The following is a 14,842-nucleotide window of genomic DNA, read 5'->3' as shown; positions in this document are numbered from 1 at the left end:
GGAACGAGGATGAAATCCCACAAGCTCTCGATACTGCTGGTCTCGGGACTTGCCATTGCAGCGGCCGCGGCGTGCGGCACGGACGACAGCGGTAACAGCGGTAACACCGGCGACAAGGCCGGCGCGGCAGCCGGCAGCGCCGGGCCGGTGTCGATCTCGGTCAACTGCGAGCCGCCGAAGACGAACAAGGCGGAGCGCGCGACCTTCGAGGAAGACCTGGCGGCCTTCCAGAAGCTGAACCCCAACATCAAGATCTCGAAGGTCACCGACGCCTTCCCCTGCTACGACCCGCGTACCTTCGAGCCCAAGCTGGCCAGCGGCGAGCTGGAGACGGTCTTCTACGTCAACTTCCCCAACGTCGGCCGCCTGATCGAGAGCGGGCAGGCCGCCGACATCACGCCGTACGTCAACGAGATCAAGACGTTCAAGGACTACAACAGCTCGATCGACCTGTTCAAGAAGGACGGCAAGGTCTACGGCCTGCCGACCGACGGCTACGGCATGGGCCTCGTCTACAACAAGGAGGTCTTCACCAAGGCCGGGCTCGACCCGAACAACCCGCCCAAGACGTGGGCCGACGTCCAGGCCGCCGCCAAGAAGATCGCCGGGCTCGGCCCCGGCTACGTCGGGTACGGCGAGTACAGCGGCAACAACGTCGGCGGCTGGCACTTCACCGCCTCCATCTACGGTCGCGGTGGATCGGTCATCACCGACGACGGCAAGAAGGCCGCGTTCAACACCCCCGAGGGCAAGGCCGTGCTGGAGAACCTCCACCAGATGCGGTGGGTCGACAACAGCATGGGCTCCCAGCTCTACATCGACTGGCCGGCCCTGATGAAGGCCATGGCCGGCGGCAAGATGGGCATGATGCTGGGCGCGCCCGACGTGCTCATCTCGCTGCGCAACGACTTCGGCGGCAAGTTCGAGAACTACGCCATCACCGCCCAGCCCGAGGCGAAGGCCCTGTTCAACGGCGGCGCCGGCTACATGATCAACCCGAAGGCCACGCCGGAGCAGATCAAGGCCGGCCTCAAGTGGATCGAGTACAAGTTCCTCACCCCCGGCAAGGGCCAGTTCGACTACGTGCGGGCCAAGGGCGCGAACCTGACCGTCGGCCAGCCGTACCCCGACCTGTACGGCGCGGACACGCCGTCCGGCCAGGCCGTGAATGAGCTGCGCAAGGCGAACGCCAACATCGACGCCTCGCAGTTCGCCGGATGGGTGGAGGGCTCCAAGGGCATCCCGCCCAAGGCCGAGCCCGGCCCGTACGCCCAGGAGATCTACAAGATCCTCGACACTCCGATGTCGGCCGTGCTGACCCGCAAGGACGCGAACATCGACCAGCTTCTGTCCGACGCCGAGTCGAAGGTCAACTCCCTGCTGGCCTCGAAGGGCTGACCGCCCTGATAATCCGGGCCTAATCCGGGGCGCCGCCCGCGGCCGTGACCCTCGCGCGGCCGGCGCCCCGGCAAACACGTCGAGATCGGATTCACAACGATGACCACAGCGAGCATCCCGGCAGCGGGCGGCAGGCGGCGGCAGCCGACGAAACTGCGGCGCGCCGTGCGGCGCAACGTCACCGCCTACGGCTTCCTGTGCGGCGCTCTGATCTGTTTCGCGTTCTTCTCCTGGTATCCGATGGTCCGGGAGGTCATCCTCAGCTTCCAGAAGACCAACTTCGTGGATCCGCCCAAATGGGTGGGGCTGGAGAACTTCCGCACCGTCGTCAACGATCCCGCGTTCGGGCCGGCCTGGGTCAACACCGCGGTGTTCACCCTGCTCGCCCTGCTGTGCGGCTACGGGATCCCCTTCGTCACCGCGATCGTCCTGAACGAGCTCCGGCACGCCCGCGCCTACCTGCGCTTCGTGGTCTACCTGCCGGTCATGCTGCCGCCCGCGGTGAGCGTCCTGTTGTTCCAGTGGTTCTACAACCCCGACTACGGGCTGTTCAACCAGGTCCTGGACCTGTTCCACCTGCCCGGCCTGCAGTGGCTCAACTCGACGAGCACCGCGCTGATCTCGCTGGTCATCGTCTCCACCTGGATGAACATGGGCAGCGGCACGCTGATCTACCTCGCCGCCCTGCAGACGATCCCGAGCGAGCTGTACGAGGCCGCGGAACTCGACGGCGCCGGCCTGTTCAAGCGGATCTGGCACGTCACGATCCCGCAGACCAAGCTGATCTTGCTGGTGATGCTGCTGCTGCAGATCGTGGCGACCATGCAGGTCTTCATCGAGCCCTACCTGCTCACCGGCGGCGGCCCCGAGAACGCCACGGTCAGCGTCGTCTACCTCATGTACCAGTACGCCTTCAACTTCGGCAATCTCAACGCGGGCAACGCGCTCGGCCTGATGCTCATGATCGTGCTCATGGTGTTCTCCGCGATCTACCTGCGCGTCTCGCGCGACAACACGGTGTGAGGGGAGCGACCATGTCCAACATCACCGTCATGCCCGACCGCTCGGCCGGGGCGCCGGCCACCTCCGCCCGGCACGAGCGCCGCGGGCAGCGGCGGCCCCGCAAGCCGATCAACACGCAGTTCCGCACCGCCGTCTCGCCGCACCAGCTCAACACGACCCGCGGCCGGATCATCTACTGGATCGTGCTGGTGATCGTGGTGGTGAGCTTCACCGCCGCGTTCGTCTTCCCGCTCTACTGGATGATCACCGGTGCGATGAAGTCCACCGAGGAACTCAACGCGATCCCGCCGACCTTCCTGCCGTCGCACTTCTCCCTGGACGGCTACCTGCAGGCGTGGGATCTGCTCGGCCTCGGCACGCTGCTCGGCAACACGGCCCTGTACGCCGGGGGCGCCTGGCTGCTGACGCTCGCGGTGGACGTCTCGGCGGCCTACGCCCTGTCGAAGCTCCGCCCGGCGCTCGGCAAGGTCGTCCTGGCCCTGATGCTGTCGACGCTGATGATCCCGCCCATGGTCATCATGCTCCCGGCGTACCTCACGGTGAAGGACGTGCCGTTCTTCCACTGGAACCTGCTGAACACGCCGTGGGCGATCTGGCTGCCGGCCGCGGCCAACGGCTTCAACGTCTTCCTGCTCAAGCGGTTCTTCGACTCGATCCCGAGGGAACTGCTCGAAGCCGCCGAGATCGACGGCGCGTCGCCTGGCCGCATCCTGTGGTCGGTGGTGATCCCGATCTCCCGGCCCATCCTCGGCGTCGTCTCCATCCTCACCGTCGTCAACGTCTGGCGCGACTTCGTCTGGCCGCTGCTGGTCCTGCCGGACAGCGACAAGATGTCGGTGAGCATCGGCATCGCCTCGCTCTCCTCGCAGATGCCGCAGAACGTGCTGGTCGCCTCCCTGGTGATCGCGAGCATCCCGACCATCGTCGTGTTCTTCCTGTTCCAGCGGCACATCATGGCCGGTCTCACCGCCGGCAGCCTCAAGGGCTGACGCCCCGATCTGTCGCCTTCACCCGTAAGGAGTTGTATTCAGCATGCCCGGCAACACCTCGACCCCCGATTGGTGGCGCGGGGCCGCGATCTACCAGGTCTACCTGCGCAGCTTCGCCGACGGGAACGGCGACGGGACGGGTGACCTGGCGGGGCTGCGGTCACGCCTGCCGTACCTGGCGGATCTCGGCGTCGACGCCATCTGGCTGAACCCGTGGTATCCCTCTCCCATGGCCGACGGCGGCTACGATGTCGCCGACTACCGCAGCATCGAGCCGGTCTTCGGCACCCTGGCCGAGGCCGAGAAGCTGATCGAGGAAGCCCACGGCCTGGGCATCCGTACGATCGTCGACGTCGTCCCCAACCACGCGTCCGACCAGCACGCATGGTTCCAGGAGGCGCTGGCGGCCGGTCCCGGTTCGGAGGCCCGGGAGCGGTTCTGGTTCCGCCCCGGCGTCGGCGACGGCCCGCCCAACGGCTGGCAGTCGATCTTCGGCGGCCCGGCGTGGACGCAGGTGCCGGACGGCGAGTGGTACCTCCACCTGTTCGCCCCCGAGCAGCCCGACTTCAACTGGAACAACCCGGCCGTACGCGAGGAGTTCCTCGACGTGCTGCGGTTCTGGTTCGACCGGGGCGTGGACGGCGTACGCATCGACTCCGCGGCCGTCCTCGTCAAGGACCTCGACAGCGTGGAGGAGTCCTACACCGACCACGACGGGGTCCACGAGATCTACCGCGAGTGGCGGCGGGTGTCCGACTCCTACGGCGGGCGGATCCTCATCGGCGAGGTGTGGCTGCCCGACCAGGAGCGGTTCGCCAACTACCTGCGCCCCGACGAGCTCCACACCGCGTTCAACTTCGACTTCCTGTCGAGTGCGTGGGAGCCGGCCGCCCTGCGCGCCAGCATCGACCTGACCCTCGCCACCCACGTGCCGATCGGCGCGCCCGCGACCTGGGTGCTGTCCAACCACGACGTCGCCCGTCCGGTCACCCGCTACGGCCGGGCCGTCACGTCCTGGGACAATGCGGAACGCCGGGACGGCATGCCGTCCGACCTGGAGCTCGGCCGCCGCCGGGCGCGGGCGGCCGCGCTGCTCGCGATGGCGCTGCCCGGGAGCGTCTACGTCTACCAGGGGGAGGAGCTCGGCCTGAACGAGGTCGAGGACATCCCCGAGGAACTCATCGACGACCCGATGTGGGAACGCTCCGGCCACACGGTCCGCGGCCGCGACGGCTGCCGGGTGCCGCTGCCGTGGTCGGGCACCGAGCCGCCCTTCGGCTACAGCACGGGCGAGCCCTGGCTGCCGCAGCCGGCCGGCTGGCGCGACCTCACCGTGGAGGCTCAGGAGGCCGACCCGGGCTCGATGCTCTGCCTCTACCGTTCGGCCCTGCGCCTGCGCCGGGAACTGCTCGGTGACGGCACGCTGACCTGGCTGCCGTACGGGGACGAGGTGATCGCGTTCCGCCGCGATTCCGGCCTGGTCTGCCTGGTCAACCTCGGCGCCGAGCCGGTCGCGCTCCCGGAGAGGGGTTCGGTGCTGCTGGCCAGCGGTCCTCTCGACGGCGACCTGCTCCCGTCCGACACCGCGGTCTGGGTCAGGGAGGACCGATGAGGATTCTGCTGGCGGCGGCCCTGGCCGCCACCGGGCTCGCGGTCTTACAGACGCCCGCGTCCGCCTCGGTGAAGGCCCCCGTCGTGACGCGGGCCGCCCTCGACCCGGCACTCGTGTCCGGGCGCGGCGCCGATGTCGACTTCGCCGAGCAGGAGGCGGAGAACGCCGCCACGAACGGCACGGTCATCGGCCCCGGCCGCGACGCGTACACGCTGCCCGCGGAGGCGTCCGGCCGCAAGGCGGTCAAGCTGACCCCAGGGCAGTACGTCGAGTTCACGCTGCCCAAGGCGGCGAACGCGATCACCGTGCGGTACAGCGTCCCGGACGCTCCCGGGGGCGGCGGCATCACCGCGCCGCTCGACGTCGCGGTCAACGGCCACAAACGGGCCACCATGACCCTAACGTCGCAGTACGCCTGGCTCTACAACCAGTATCCGTTCTCGAACGATCCGAACGCCGGGCTGCTGCACCCCGACTGGTGGATCACCGAGTGCTCCTGCGTGCCGAACGCCACCACGCCGGCTCCGGAGATCACCAAGCCGTTCCGCCCGAACCACTTCTACGACGAGCAGCGCCTCCTGCTCGGCCGTACGTACCGGGCGGGCGACACCGTACGGCTGACGGTCCCGGCCGGGAGCAACGCGGCGTGGACGGTCGTCGACCTGCTCGACTCGCACCTCGTCGGCCCGCCGCGCGTCGAGGTCGTCGCGGCGAACGTGCTGGCCTTCGGCGCCGACCCCGCCGGCAGGCGCGACTCGGCCGGGGCGATCGACAAGGCCGTCGCCTTCGCCAAGCGGGCGCACCTGAAGGTCTACATCCCACCGGGTACCTACCAGGTGAACCGTCACATCGTGGTGGACGACGTGACGATCACGGGCGCCGGAAGCTGGTACACGATCATCAAGGGTCGCCAGGTCGACCTGGACACCCCGGCCCCGGACGGCTCGGTGCACACCGGTGTCGGCTTCTACGGCAAGGACGCCTCGGCGGGCGGCAGCCGCAACGTCCACCTGTCCGGCTTCGCCATCGAGGGCGACGTCCGCGAGCGGATCGACACCGACCAGGTCAACGGCGTCGGCGGCGCGATGAGCGACTCGACCATCGACGGGCTCTACATCCGCCACACCAAGGTCGGCATGTGGTTCGACGGCCCGATGCGCAACATCAAGATCACTAACAACGTGATCGTCGACCAGATCGCGGACGGGCTCAACTTCCACACCGGCGTGACGGGCTCCGTCGTGTCGAACAACTTCTTCCGCAACACCGGGGACGACGCGCTCGCCATGTGGTCCGACAAGACCGCCGACGCGGGCAACACGTTCGACCACAACACGATCCAGACGCCCGTGCTGGCCAACGGCATCGCGATCTACGGCGGCACGGACAACACGGTCGCGAACAACCTGATCGCCGACCCGATCAGGGAGGGCAGCGCCATCCAGGTCGGCTCCCGGTTCGGCGCCGAGCCGTTCGCCGGCAAGCTCCGCATCACCGGCAACACGACCGTACGGGCCGGCACGTTCGAGCTGAACTGGAAGATCGGCCTGGGGGCCATCTGGTTCTACGCCCTGGAGAAGGACATCGACGCCGACATCGAGGTCAGCGGCGACCACTACCTGGACAGCACGTACAACGCGATCATGCTGGTCAGCGAGTGGTCGGTGAAGGACCTGTACGCGATCCCGAAGGTCCGCTTCAAGGACATCCGGGTCGACGGCACGGGCACCTCCGTGCTCAGCGCCCGCGTGAAGGGCTCGACGTCCTTCGAGAACGTGGACGCCCGCAACGTCGGCGCGGTGGGCGTCAACAACTGCGGGTCCTTCAACTTCCCGCCCACCGGGTCGGAGTTCTCCCTGACCGACCTCGGCGGCAACGACGGCGGCTGGCTCGCTCCCTGGATGCTGCCCAACACCATCACCTGCGACGACCGCCCCCCGGTCGTCCCCCCACCCGCCCCGTCCCCCTGGTGACCCTGCCGTAGGTCGCCTGACCCGCGGTCCGTGTGGGCGTGAACGACATAAGAAGGGCTTCCCCGGCCCCGGCCGGGGAAGCCCTTATGTGATTCCATACGCACGTCAGGGGGCGTCGAAGCGGCCCGCTTTCACTTCCTGGACGAATGCCTGCCATTCCTCCGCGGTGAAGGAAAGGATGGGACCGTCCTCTCCGCGTTTTCCATCGCGAACGTCGACCCGACCGTCCCGAAAGGCCACTTCCACGCAGTTGCCTCCGTTACAGGGGGTGATCCAGCCGGAGCCTTCCGACGTCGGTTGCATCATGCGCGCTGCCTCCCGGGGCGATCGCCGATCTCGCACAAGATCTCGCGCCATGATGATTGTAGCTTTTTACGTAGAGTCAATCCATCTGGTCGGGATGGTGCTTTTGTGAGTTATGTGGCAGGAGGTGTGTGTCGAACAGACCCGCCTTCACCTCCTGGAGGAATTGCTCCCACTGCTCTCGCCGTATCTCCAGAATGCGGCCCTTGGCGTCCTTGGTGTCGCGCATTCCGATCACGTCGGCGGAGAGCGTGGCTACGGCGACGCAGTTGCCGTTGTTGCAGCGGCTGGCCGTACGCCATAGGGGCTCGTCAGAGCCCCGTCCCTGAGACTTCATCGTCTCCCATGCCTTCTGTTTCGTGTCTACGAGGGGAATTGCTCTTCACAGATCCGAGCGATGCGTGCCACGGATTCTTGTGGGTGCAGCGCCGCCGCTCGCAGGTAATCAATCGTTTCCTTGTAGGGCACGAGCTGGGAGGGTTTCTCCAGGTACTCCATGGTCGTCAGGCCTTCGATGAAAACCACGGCCGGCGTGCTGGGATCGGGTATCTCCAGGAACGCGAAGGAGTTGTCCAGCCCCATGTACGCGCCCACCGAGAACGGGATCACCTGCACCACGACATTGGGCCGCCGGGCGACCTCGATGATGTCGAGAAGTTGCTGGCGCATCACCTGCACGCCGCCGACGTTCCGGTGCAGCGCCGCTTCGTCGATGAGTGTCCAGTAATGCGGCGCATCCTGCCTGCGTAACAGCTCCTTGCGCTTCATGCGAGCGAGCACCCGGCTGTTGAGGATGTTGTCCTCGATGCGCGGAAGCATGCCTCTGATCAAGGCCCGGGCGTAGTCCTCCGTCTGCAGCAGGCCCGGGAGGAAGCAGCACTGGAACTCGGTGATGCGGGATGCCCCGGACTCCAGTTCGACGTACGGATACGCCGCCTCGTCCCCCAGGTCGCCCAGTTCCTGACGCAGGCCGGGCTCTTTCGCCTCGCGAGCCAACGTCATGAGGGCCTCGATCTGCGCCTCGTCCGTGACCTGGTAGATACGGCACAGATCGCGCACGTCTCTGAGACTCGCGCCGCGCTGCCCGGTCTCGAGCCGCGATATCTTCGCGATCGACACCATGAGTTCGTTGGCGACCTCTTCGATGGTCATGCCACGGGCGAGACGAAGTTCTCTCAGTGTGCCGGCGAGCCGGCGACGTCGCAGGGTCGGGTTGGAACTGACCACTGACGTTCACCTCTTCCTGGCCTCGGCTCCACGTCACGTGGCGTAGTCCCTGTAGAGAGGGCACTGATCATATACCCCCGCAACGGAGTCTGACGGCAACTCCCTTTGGCAATATCCGATAGCTCTTGCCAAAGAGGGTCGAGGTCAAGGGCGGGAGCAGCACGCACGGTCTCAACGTGCCGCCCGGTGCCACGGAGCGGCGCACCCGATCGACAGAAGACGGAAGGCCGTGCCATTGGCAATTGCCAGAGGAGGGTTGCCAAAGTCAAGAAGCGGGAATAGTACGCATAAGCCTCAACGTGGCGGCTGGACAGCCAGTTCCGGAGGGAGGCGATGCGAACCGGGGGCCTCGTCTTCCGGCCCCTTTTCGTCTAGACGCGCTGCTGGGCCGATGGTGGCACATCGACCCAGCGGAGAGACCATCCGACCCGCTGCTCGGCGAAGGAATGATCCCATGGGATACAACCATCAGAACACCCGTAATCGTCCACCAATCGGATTACGGATGCGCATCGTCGGTCTCGTGTGGAAGCTCAGCGGCGAGGCGTTCGCCGAGATCGACGCGTTCGCGTGGGTGCAGCGCTGGGAGATCCGGCGCACCTGGCACACCCACACCTACCGCGACACGCGGTTCGATGCTCTCACCGCCTGCAAGGTCTGCTCGGCGAAGGGGCGGTGCCCTACCGGGCTGCCGTGCCGCCGATGCCGGGGGACCGGGCGGGTCAACCTGCTCGAACCGCCCGCCTCCCGCAGGCCCGAGCGGCCCTCGGGCGGCCGGGCATGAGGCACCCCGTCAGGCGGAACCCGCACCTGGTCCTGCGTTTCATCGAGCGGGAGACCTCTCCCGTCGCGCGGCCGGGACCGCTGGTGGTGCTGTGGAGATGGCGTTACGAGGCGATGCTGCTGGTGGGAGGGCCGGTGGTCGTGGTCGTCGCCGTGCGGACGGCGGGCCCGGCCGTCACGATCGTCACCGGCTCTCTGGTCTGCCTGCTCGTCCTGCTGTGGCCGCAGGCCCGCCGGGAGGTGGCGGGCCGCTTCTGGTGCGTGGTGACGCCCCACCGCGTACGGAAGGCCTGCGCCGAGGCGTTGATCGTCAACCGGCGGGGCAAGCTGCCCGTGATCCTCCGTACGAGGCCGGAGCCATTCGGCGAGCGCCTGTGGGTGTGGTGCAGGGCGGGGACCAGCCCGGGCGACCTCGAACGGGCCCGGGACATGATCGCCGCCGCGTGCTGGCTGGCCCGCGGGGTGCGGATCACCAGGGACCCGCACCGGACGTCGCTCGTCATCGTGGACGTGCTGCGGCGCGCCGGCCGCCCGGTTCCCCAGGAGCCGGCGGAAACGGGGGAGCGGACGCTGACCCGGTTCCGGCCCTGACGAGGAGAAGGACGGGCCCGCGGAGAGGTCAGGCAGGGGGCTTCTCGGCGGCGGGGACGGCAGACAGTTCGACCGTGCAGAACGCGCAGCGCCGGGCGTCGACGGGGATGTCCGACAGGCACTCGGGGCACTTCTTCTCGGTGGCCTCCTTCTTGGTGTCGAAGAGGTTCAGGAAGCGGGTCATCGGCAGGACGACCAGCCAGTAGACCACGGCGGCGACGATCAGGAACGTCAGCAGATGATTGATGAAGTCGCCGTACTTGAACACCGCGCCGTTGACCGTGAACTTGTAGCTGGAGAAGTCGGGCTGTTTCCCGCCGGTGACGGCCGCGATCAGGGGGGTGATCAGGTCCTGTACGAGAGCCTGGATGAGCCCGCTGAACGTCGCGCCCACGACCACGGCGACGGCGAGCTCCACCAGGTTGCCCCGCATGAGGAACTTCTTGAATCCGCTCATGGGGCAACGACCTATCCGGTTTTGCCTTCTCTATGCAAGGGCGTGACCCGGACGGGATACCCGAAAAGATCAATACGAGGAAGGAGAGGAAGTTGCCGGAGCGATCGGAAAGCCTCGCCGACGAGCCTTTCGATGGCCGTTATCCGACCAGCCATGAACGGATGACAGGGCTGCCGTGGGACGCGTCGTACCACGACGGTCCCGCGCCTTGGGACATCGGACGGCCGCAGCCGGCGATAGTGCGTCTGGCATCGGAAGGCGGCTTCGTCGGCGCGGTTCTCGACGCGGGCTGCGGGACCGGGGAGAACGCTCTTCACGTCGCCTCGCTGGGATTGCCGGTTCTGGGCGTCGACGTGGCCGAGACGGCACTGGCGATCGCCCGGGCGAAGGCCGGCGACCGTGGGATCGAGGCCGAGTTCGCCGCGGCCGACGCCCTCCGTTTGGAGCGTCTGGGGCGCAGGTTCGAGACCGTGCTGGACTGCGGGCTGTTCCACACCTTCGACGGCGACGAGCGCTCCGGATATGTGACGAGTCTGGCGTCGGTGACCGAACACGGTGGCACCCTGTACGTGCTGTGCTTCAGCGACGACGGTCCCGATACCGGCCCGCACCCCGTCAGCCGGGAAGATCTCAGAGCGGCGTTCGCTCCCGGCGACGAATGGAGTGTCATGGCCATCGAGCCGGACCGGATCCAGACGAGATTTCACGATGACGGCGCACCGGCGTGGCTCGCGACGATCAGGCGGATCTGACCGCCGGCCGGAGGCTGGGCGTCGTCGGCCGGCCCCACAGCAGTAGAAGATAATTTCGGTCGCGAGCTGAACGCTTAACGGACGCGTTCGGACTTTCGGTCCTGACCCAACTCAACAGAGGGTTGTTCTGGGAGCGCTCCCACTTCAGGTGTCGCTGGCCTCGGTCACCGCGGCTTCGACCCGGTCGAGCGCGGCCAGCAGTTCCCCCTTCAGCGTGAGCGGCAGCCGTCCCTCCTGATACCTGACCTCGATCTTGGTACGTACGGTGGACAGCCCCTGACCGTTGCCGACGGCGTTACGCAGCACCTGCTTGAGGTCGAGCGCGACGTCGTCGTCGATGTCGTGGGTGGCCTCCGCGCCGTCCACGAGCAGGTTGAACTGCCTGACCGCGGTGTCGACCCGCAGCGGCGCGGCCGTGGTGGCCAGGGGCAGCGGCGCCACGTCGGACTTGCGGGTGGCCGAGGTCTTCGGCCGCCTGACGGTGTCCCCGGCGTGCCGGTCCTTCTTGACGACCTTGACGCTGACCGAGGGGGAGGGGTGGTGCCGGGCGGGCGCGGCGGTGCGTACGGGGTCCGCGACGGGCGCGACCGTGTGCCGGGGTTCGGCGGCGGCTTCGACCTGCGGCGGCGGCGAGGCGGTGGCCTGCGCGTACGCGGGCGACGGGCTGGGCAGGACGGTGACGGCTCCGACCTCCGGGCCGTGCGTCTGGGTGAACCAGAGGATGCCGCCCAGGGCCGCGGCCCCGACGGCGGCGGCGCCCCAGCCGGCCCCGCGTGGCCCCGGCGGCTTCTTCACGGCGGTCAGCGCGGCGGCGACCGCGCGTGCGCTCGGCCGGTCCACGGGGTCGGGGCACAGGCAGCGCCGGCACAGGTCGGCGACCTCCTGCGGCAGGCCCGGCACCCCTTCGGGCGCCGGCGGGGGTCCCTCCCGCCGTGCCGTCTCGATCGCCTCCCAGGTCTTCTCCGGGTAGGGCAGGGCGCCCGTGAGCATCTCGAACAGCAGCACGCCGAGCGCGTAGACGTCCACGGCCGGGTCGGCCGTCGTCCCCTTCAGCCGCTCCGGCGCGACGTACGGCGGTGTGCCGAAGTCGGCGACGAGCTGGTCGTCGGCCTCGCCGATGAACGCGGCGATGCCGAAGTCGAGCAGCTTGGGCCCGTCTTCGGCGAGCAGCACGTTCTCCGGGGTGACGTCCCGGTGGACGATGCCCCGGTCGTGGGCCGCCGCCAGCACCTTCGCCAGCCCGGCGGCGATCTCCACCGCCTCGGCCCAGGGCAGCGGGCCCTCGACGACCCGGTCGGCCAGCGACCGTCCCTCCAGCAGGCGCATGACCACGAAGGACGCCAGCCTGCCGCCGTTCGTGACCGTCTCGCCGTAGTCGTAGACCTCGATCGCGTCCGGGTGGATCAGCCGGGCGGTGGCCCTGGCCTCCCGGCGCATGAGTTCCCGCCCGGGATTGTCGTCGTCGAGCGAGCCGTCCAGCACCTTGATCGCGACCATGCGCTGGAGTGACTGGTCGAAGGCACGCCAAATGACCGACATCCCGCCCGTCGCTATCCGCTCCTGGAGCAGATAACGACGGGTCAGGACGTCGCCTTCTCGAAGCTCAGGCCGATTCACGAACCACCAGTTCCGTGGGCAGCACCGGATTGCCCTTGGGATTGTCCCCGTCCCCGAGTGTCATGAGAAGCAGTCGTGCGGCGAGCGTGGCCATTTCCTCGACGGGCTGCCTGACCGTGGTCAGCGTCGGCGAGGTGTGCCTGGCCACGGGCGCGTCGTCGTATCCGATGACGGCCACGTCGTCCGGCACCTTCCGCCCGGCGCGGCGCAGCGTCTGCATCGCCCCGGCCGCCATCACGTCCGACGCCGCGAACACGGCGTCGAGGTGCGGCGCCCGTTGCAGCAGCCACTGCATGGCGTGCGCGCCCGACGCGTGGGTGAAGTCGCCGTACGCCACGGGCATGTCGAGCACACCGGCGTCGCGGAGCGTCTGCCGGAAGCCCTCCAGCCGGTCGCGGGCGGCCGGCAGGGTCGGCGGCCCGGCGATGGTGGCGATGTGCTTGCGGTTGTTGAGCAGCAGGTGCTCGGCCGCCTGCCGCCCGCCGTCACGGTTGTCCATGTCGACGAACGGGAGGTCGATGCCGTCTGGCGGCCGCCCGGCACAGCGCACCGGGACGCCCGAGGCCGCCAGCGTGACCGCGAGGGGGTGCCGCGCGCGTGCCCCGATCAGAAGGACGCCGTCGACGGCGCCCGCGACCAGCGGCGGTGCGGCGATGGAGGCGGTCGCAGGGGTCGCGGTCATCACGACCATCGGGACCCCGTGCGTCGTCAGCACCTCCTCGCAGGCGGACAGGAGCCTGGCGTAGAACGGCTCGGTGAAAAGGCGTGGACTGTGCTCGCAGACGACCGCGGCGATGATCTGCTCGGCCCGCCGGCCCGCGGATCCCCTGGGGGCGCGGCGCCGTACGTAGCCCAGACGCGACATCGCGTCATGGACTTGTCGGCGGGTCGACGTGGTCACGCGTACCGAGCCGGTCAGGACCCGGGAAGCTGTTGCCGGGGAGACGCCGGCTGCGGCGGCTACCTCTGCGAGGGTGGGAAGATCGGCCATCCGGTCTCCTCGGCCCGAAGGTTCACACGGCTTGGGAGCGCTCCCAAGCGAAAGTATCACTGTTTCGCTCGTGTCAACAGAGGTTTCCTCGGTGTGAAACCTTTCGTAGAGTTTCGCTGCCCTTTGGCACAGTTGGAGGCTAGAGCACAGGGGTGATCCAGGGAAGCGAATGGGAATTTTGACACGCAATGCCCAGCTTGTCCGTTAATCACCGTAAATATGCCGAAACGCCGTACGAGGGCGGCCGGAGCCGCCGACCGGCGGTAGGGTCCTGCGGCAAGGGATCACGGACGGACCCGATCGCGCCCGGCCCCGGCGGCCGTCGCGTCCGTCCCCGAGCCAGAACCGGAAAGGCCCTCCAGTGACGACCACTATCCGCCGGCTCCCCGCTGTGACGGCTCGTGTGACGGCCGCGTTACCGAGCGCGTTAACGGGAGTGCTCGCGACGGCCCTGCTCGCCGGATGCGGCGCGCCGGACCTGGCGGGCGAGGCCGCCTCGCCCGCCCCCGCGGTCCCGGCGTCCGTCTCGCCCGCCACCCCTGGGACGGCGCTCACCCCCGAGGCCACGCCGAGCCCTGAGGCCACGGCGACCCCCGGGTCCGCGCTCAGCGCCACGCCGGACGAGACCGGCGCGGCGGAGCCGTCCACAGAAAACAACGCCGCCGACGTGGCGTTCGCCCGGCAGATGATCCCGCATCACCTCCAGGCCCTGGAGATGGCGAGGCTCGCGCAGACGCGGGCGGGCGACCCATGGGTCGGCGAGTTCGCCGCGAAGGTCGCGACGGCCCGCGACACCGACATCCGCACGTTGAAGGACTGGCTCGACATGTGGGGCGCGGAGCCGCTGCCGCGCGACCACGCGATGCCGGGCACGCAGACGCGGGCCGAGATCGAGGCGCTCGCCAAGTTGCGTGGCCCGTCCTTCGACCGGAAGTACGTGACGCTGATGATCGAGCACGACAACGGCGCGATCAAGCTCGCCCGGGCCGAGCAGGCCGGCGGCGCCTTCGGGGGAGCCAAGGCGCTGGCCGTCGCCACCGCCACCTCGCTGGGCGCCGAGGTCAAGGAGCTCAAGAAATACCGCGCCCTGCTGGACTGAGCTTTCCCGAGCGGAAGGCCGGGGCCC

The 14,842-nt window shown here is 68.5% G+C and carries 15 protein-coding genes; 9 read left to right on the top strand and 6 right to left on the bottom strand.

The window, feature by feature from the left end:
• Positions 1-9: 9 nt before the first annotated feature.
• The 5 genes from Msi02_RS09460 to Msi02_RS09440 all read left to right on the top strand — a co-directional run bounded on the left by Msi02_RS09460 (position 10) and on the right by Msi02_RS09440 (position 6,995).
• Positions 10-1,398, top strand: coding sequence for an extracellular solute-binding protein (locus Msi02_RS09460; protein WP_204047978.1), 1,389 nt, complete (start codon positions 10-12; stop codon positions 1,396-1,398).
• Positions 1,399-1,497: 99 nt separating this feature from the next.
• The gene (locus Msi02_RS09455) at positions 1,498-2,421 is read left to right on the top strand and encodes a carbohydrate ABC transporter permease (protein ID WP_079319735.1); all 924 of its coding nucleotides are present in this window, start codon (positions 1,498-1,500) and stop codon (positions 2,419-2,421) included.
• 11 nt (positions 2,422-2,432) lie between these two features.
• Positions 2,433-3,410, top strand: coding sequence for a carbohydrate ABC transporter permease (locus Msi02_RS09450; RefSeq protein ID WP_204047977.1), 978 nt, complete (start codon positions 2,433-2,435; stop codon positions 3,408-3,410).
• A 43-nt stretch (positions 3,411-3,453) separates the two neighbouring features.
• Positions 3,454-5,022 (top strand): glycoside hydrolase family 13 protein, encoded by a 1,569-nt coding sequence (locus Msi02_RS09445; RefSeq protein WP_204047976.1) that lies wholly within the window; start codon positions 3,454-3,456, stop codon positions 5,020-5,022.
• Positions 5,019-6,995 (top strand): glycosyl hydrolase family 28-related protein, encoded by a 1,977-nt coding sequence (locus tag Msi02_RS09440; RefSeq protein WP_204047975.1) that lies wholly within the window; start codon positions 5,019-5,021, stop codon positions 6,993-6,995. Before Msi02_RS09445 ends, Msi02_RS09440 begins: the two co-directional genes overlap by 4 nt.
• A 105-nt stretch (positions 6,996-7,100) precedes the next feature.
• Here the strand turns inward: Msi02_RS09440 and Msi02_RS09435 are convergent, their stop codons facing one another.
• From Msi02_RS09435 to Msi02_RS09425, 3 genes are all read right to left on the bottom strand, one after another.
• Complete coding sequence (locus tag Msi02_RS09435) at positions 7,101-7,301, bottom strand: DUF397 domain-containing protein (RefSeq protein WP_079319731.1); 201 nt, start codon at positions 7,299-7,301, stop codon at positions 7,101-7,103.
• 76 nt (positions 7,302-7,377) lie between these two features.
• On the bottom strand, positions 7,378-7,635 hold the full coding sequence (locus Msi02_RS09430) for a DUF397 domain-containing protein (RefSeq protein ID WP_204047974.1): 258 nt from the start codon (positions 7,633-7,635) through the stop codon (positions 7,378-7,380).
• Positions 7,636-7,661: 26 nt separating this feature from the next.
• Positions 7,662-8,525: a helix-turn-helix domain-containing protein gene (locus Msi02_RS09425; RefSeq protein ID WP_204047973.1), complete on the bottom strand. Its 864-nt coding sequence runs from the start codon at positions 8,523-8,525 to the stop codon at positions 7,662-7,664.
• A 505-nt stretch (positions 8,526-9,030) separates the two neighbouring features.
• On the opposite strand from Msi02_RS09425, the gene Msi02_RS09420 reads away from it, so the two are divergent.
• Both Msi02_RS09420 and Msi02_RS09415 read left to right on the top strand, forming a co-directional pair.
• Positions 9,031-9,309 carry a hypothetical protein gene (locus tag Msi02_RS09420; RefSeq protein WP_079319728.1) on the top strand — a complete coding sequence of 93 codons (279 nt, stop codon included), beginning with the start codon at positions 9,031-9,033 and terminating at the stop codon, positions 9,307-9,309.
• Entirely contained in the window at positions 9,306-9,899 is a 594-nt protein-coding gene (locus tag Msi02_RS09415; RefSeq protein WP_204047972.1) for a hypothetical protein, read from the top strand. Before Msi02_RS09420 ends, Msi02_RS09415 begins: the two co-directional genes overlap by 4 nt.
• 28 nt (positions 9,900-9,927) lie before the next feature.
• On the opposite strand, the gene mscL is transcribed toward Msi02_RS09415, so the two are convergent.
• Entirely contained in the window at positions 9,928-10,356 is a 429-nt protein-coding gene (gene mscL, locus Msi02_RS09410; protein WP_204047971.1) for a large conductance mechanosensitive channel protein MscL, read from the bottom strand.
• Between the two features lie 92 nt (positions 10,357-10,448).
• Here mscL and Msi02_RS09405 point away from each other — a divergent pair, with 92 nt between their 5' ends.
• Positions 10,449-11,108: a class I SAM-dependent methyltransferase gene (locus Msi02_RS09405; RefSeq protein WP_239108254.1), complete on the top strand. Its 660-nt coding sequence runs from the start codon at positions 10,449-10,451 to the stop codon at positions 11,106-11,108.
• Positions 11,109-11,252: 144 nt separating this feature from the next.
• Here Msi02_RS09405 and Msi02_RS09400 read toward each other — a convergent pair whose 3' ends face one another.
• Together Msi02_RS09400 and Msi02_RS09395 are read right to left on the bottom strand one after the other, a co-directional pair.
• Positions 11,253-12,725 carry a serine/threonine-protein kinase gene (locus tag Msi02_RS09400; RefSeq protein WP_275414109.1) on the bottom strand — a complete coding sequence of 491 codons (1,473 nt, stop codon included), beginning with the start codon at positions 12,723-12,725 and terminating at the stop codon, positions 11,253-11,255.
• Positions 12,712-13,716: a LacI family DNA-binding transcriptional regulator gene (locus tag Msi02_RS09395; RefSeq protein WP_030510556.1), complete on the bottom strand. Its 1,005-nt coding sequence runs from the start codon at positions 13,714-13,716 to the stop codon at positions 12,712-12,714. Before Msi02_RS09395 ends, Msi02_RS09400 begins: the two co-directional genes overlap by 14 nt.
• Before the next feature lie 436 nt (positions 13,717-14,152).
• On the opposite strand from Msi02_RS09395, the gene Msi02_RS09390 reads away from it, so the two are divergent.
• A complete protein-coding gene (locus Msi02_RS09390) occupies positions 14,153-14,815 on the top strand; it encodes a DUF305 domain-containing protein (protein ID WP_204047968.1) in 663 nt (220 codons plus the stop codon).
• Positions 14,816-14,842: the final 27 nt, after the last annotated feature.

Source organism: Microbispora siamensis (assembly GCF_016863095.1).
GTDB classification, from domain to species: Bacteria; Actinomycetota; Actinomycetes; order Streptosporangiales; family Streptosporangiaceae; genus Microbispora; species Microbispora siamensis.
Note: the sequence above shows the minus strand (reverse complement) of the source record. Positions and strands in the feature narration are given on the sequence as shown.

Bases quoted from the DNA above. Each gene is read 5' to 3' on its own strand.
- Msi02_RS09460 (WP_204047978.1), top strand. From the start codon at position 10: ATGAAATCCCACAAGCTCTCGATACTGCTGGTCTCGGGACTTGCCATT.
- Msi02_RS09455 (WP_079319735.1), top strand. From the start codon at position 1,498: ATGACCACAGCGAGCATCCCGGCAGCGGGCGGCAGGCGGCGGCAGCCG.
- Msi02_RS09450 (WP_204047977.1), top strand. From the start codon at position 2,433: ATGTCCAACATCACCGTCATGCCCGACCGCTCGGCCGGGGCGCCGGCC.
- Msi02_RS09445 (WP_204047976.1), top strand. From the start codon at position 3,454: ATGCCCGGCAACACCTCGACCCCCGATTGGTGGCGCGGGGCCGCGATC.
- Msi02_RS09440 (WP_204047975.1), top strand. From the start codon at position 5,019: ATGAGGATTCTGCTGGCGGCGGCCCTGGCCGCCACCGGGCTCGCGGTC.
- Msi02_RS09435 (WP_079319731.1), bottom strand. From the start codon at position 7,301: ATGATGCAACCGACGTCGGAAGGCTCCGGCTGGATCACCCCCTGTAAC.
- Msi02_RS09430 (WP_204047974.1), bottom strand. From the start codon at position 7,635: ATGAAGTCTCAGGGACGGGGCTCTGACGAGCCCCTATGGCGTACGGCC.
- Msi02_RS09420 (WP_079319728.1), top strand. From the start codon at position 9,031: ATGCGCATCGTCGGTCTCGTGTGGAAGCTCAGCGGCGAGGCGTTCGCC.
- Msi02_RS09415 (WP_204047972.1), top strand. From the start codon at position 9,306: ATGAGGCACCCCGTCAGGCGGAACCCGCACCTGGTCCTGCGTTTCATC.
- mscL (WP_204047971.1), bottom strand. From the start codon at position 10,356: ATGAGCGGATTCAAGAAGTTCCTCATGCGGGGCAACCTGGTGGAGCTC.
- Msi02_RS09395 (WP_030510556.1), bottom strand. From the start codon at position 13,716: ATGGCCGATCTTCCCACCCTCGCAGAGGTAGCCGCCGCAGCCGGCGTC.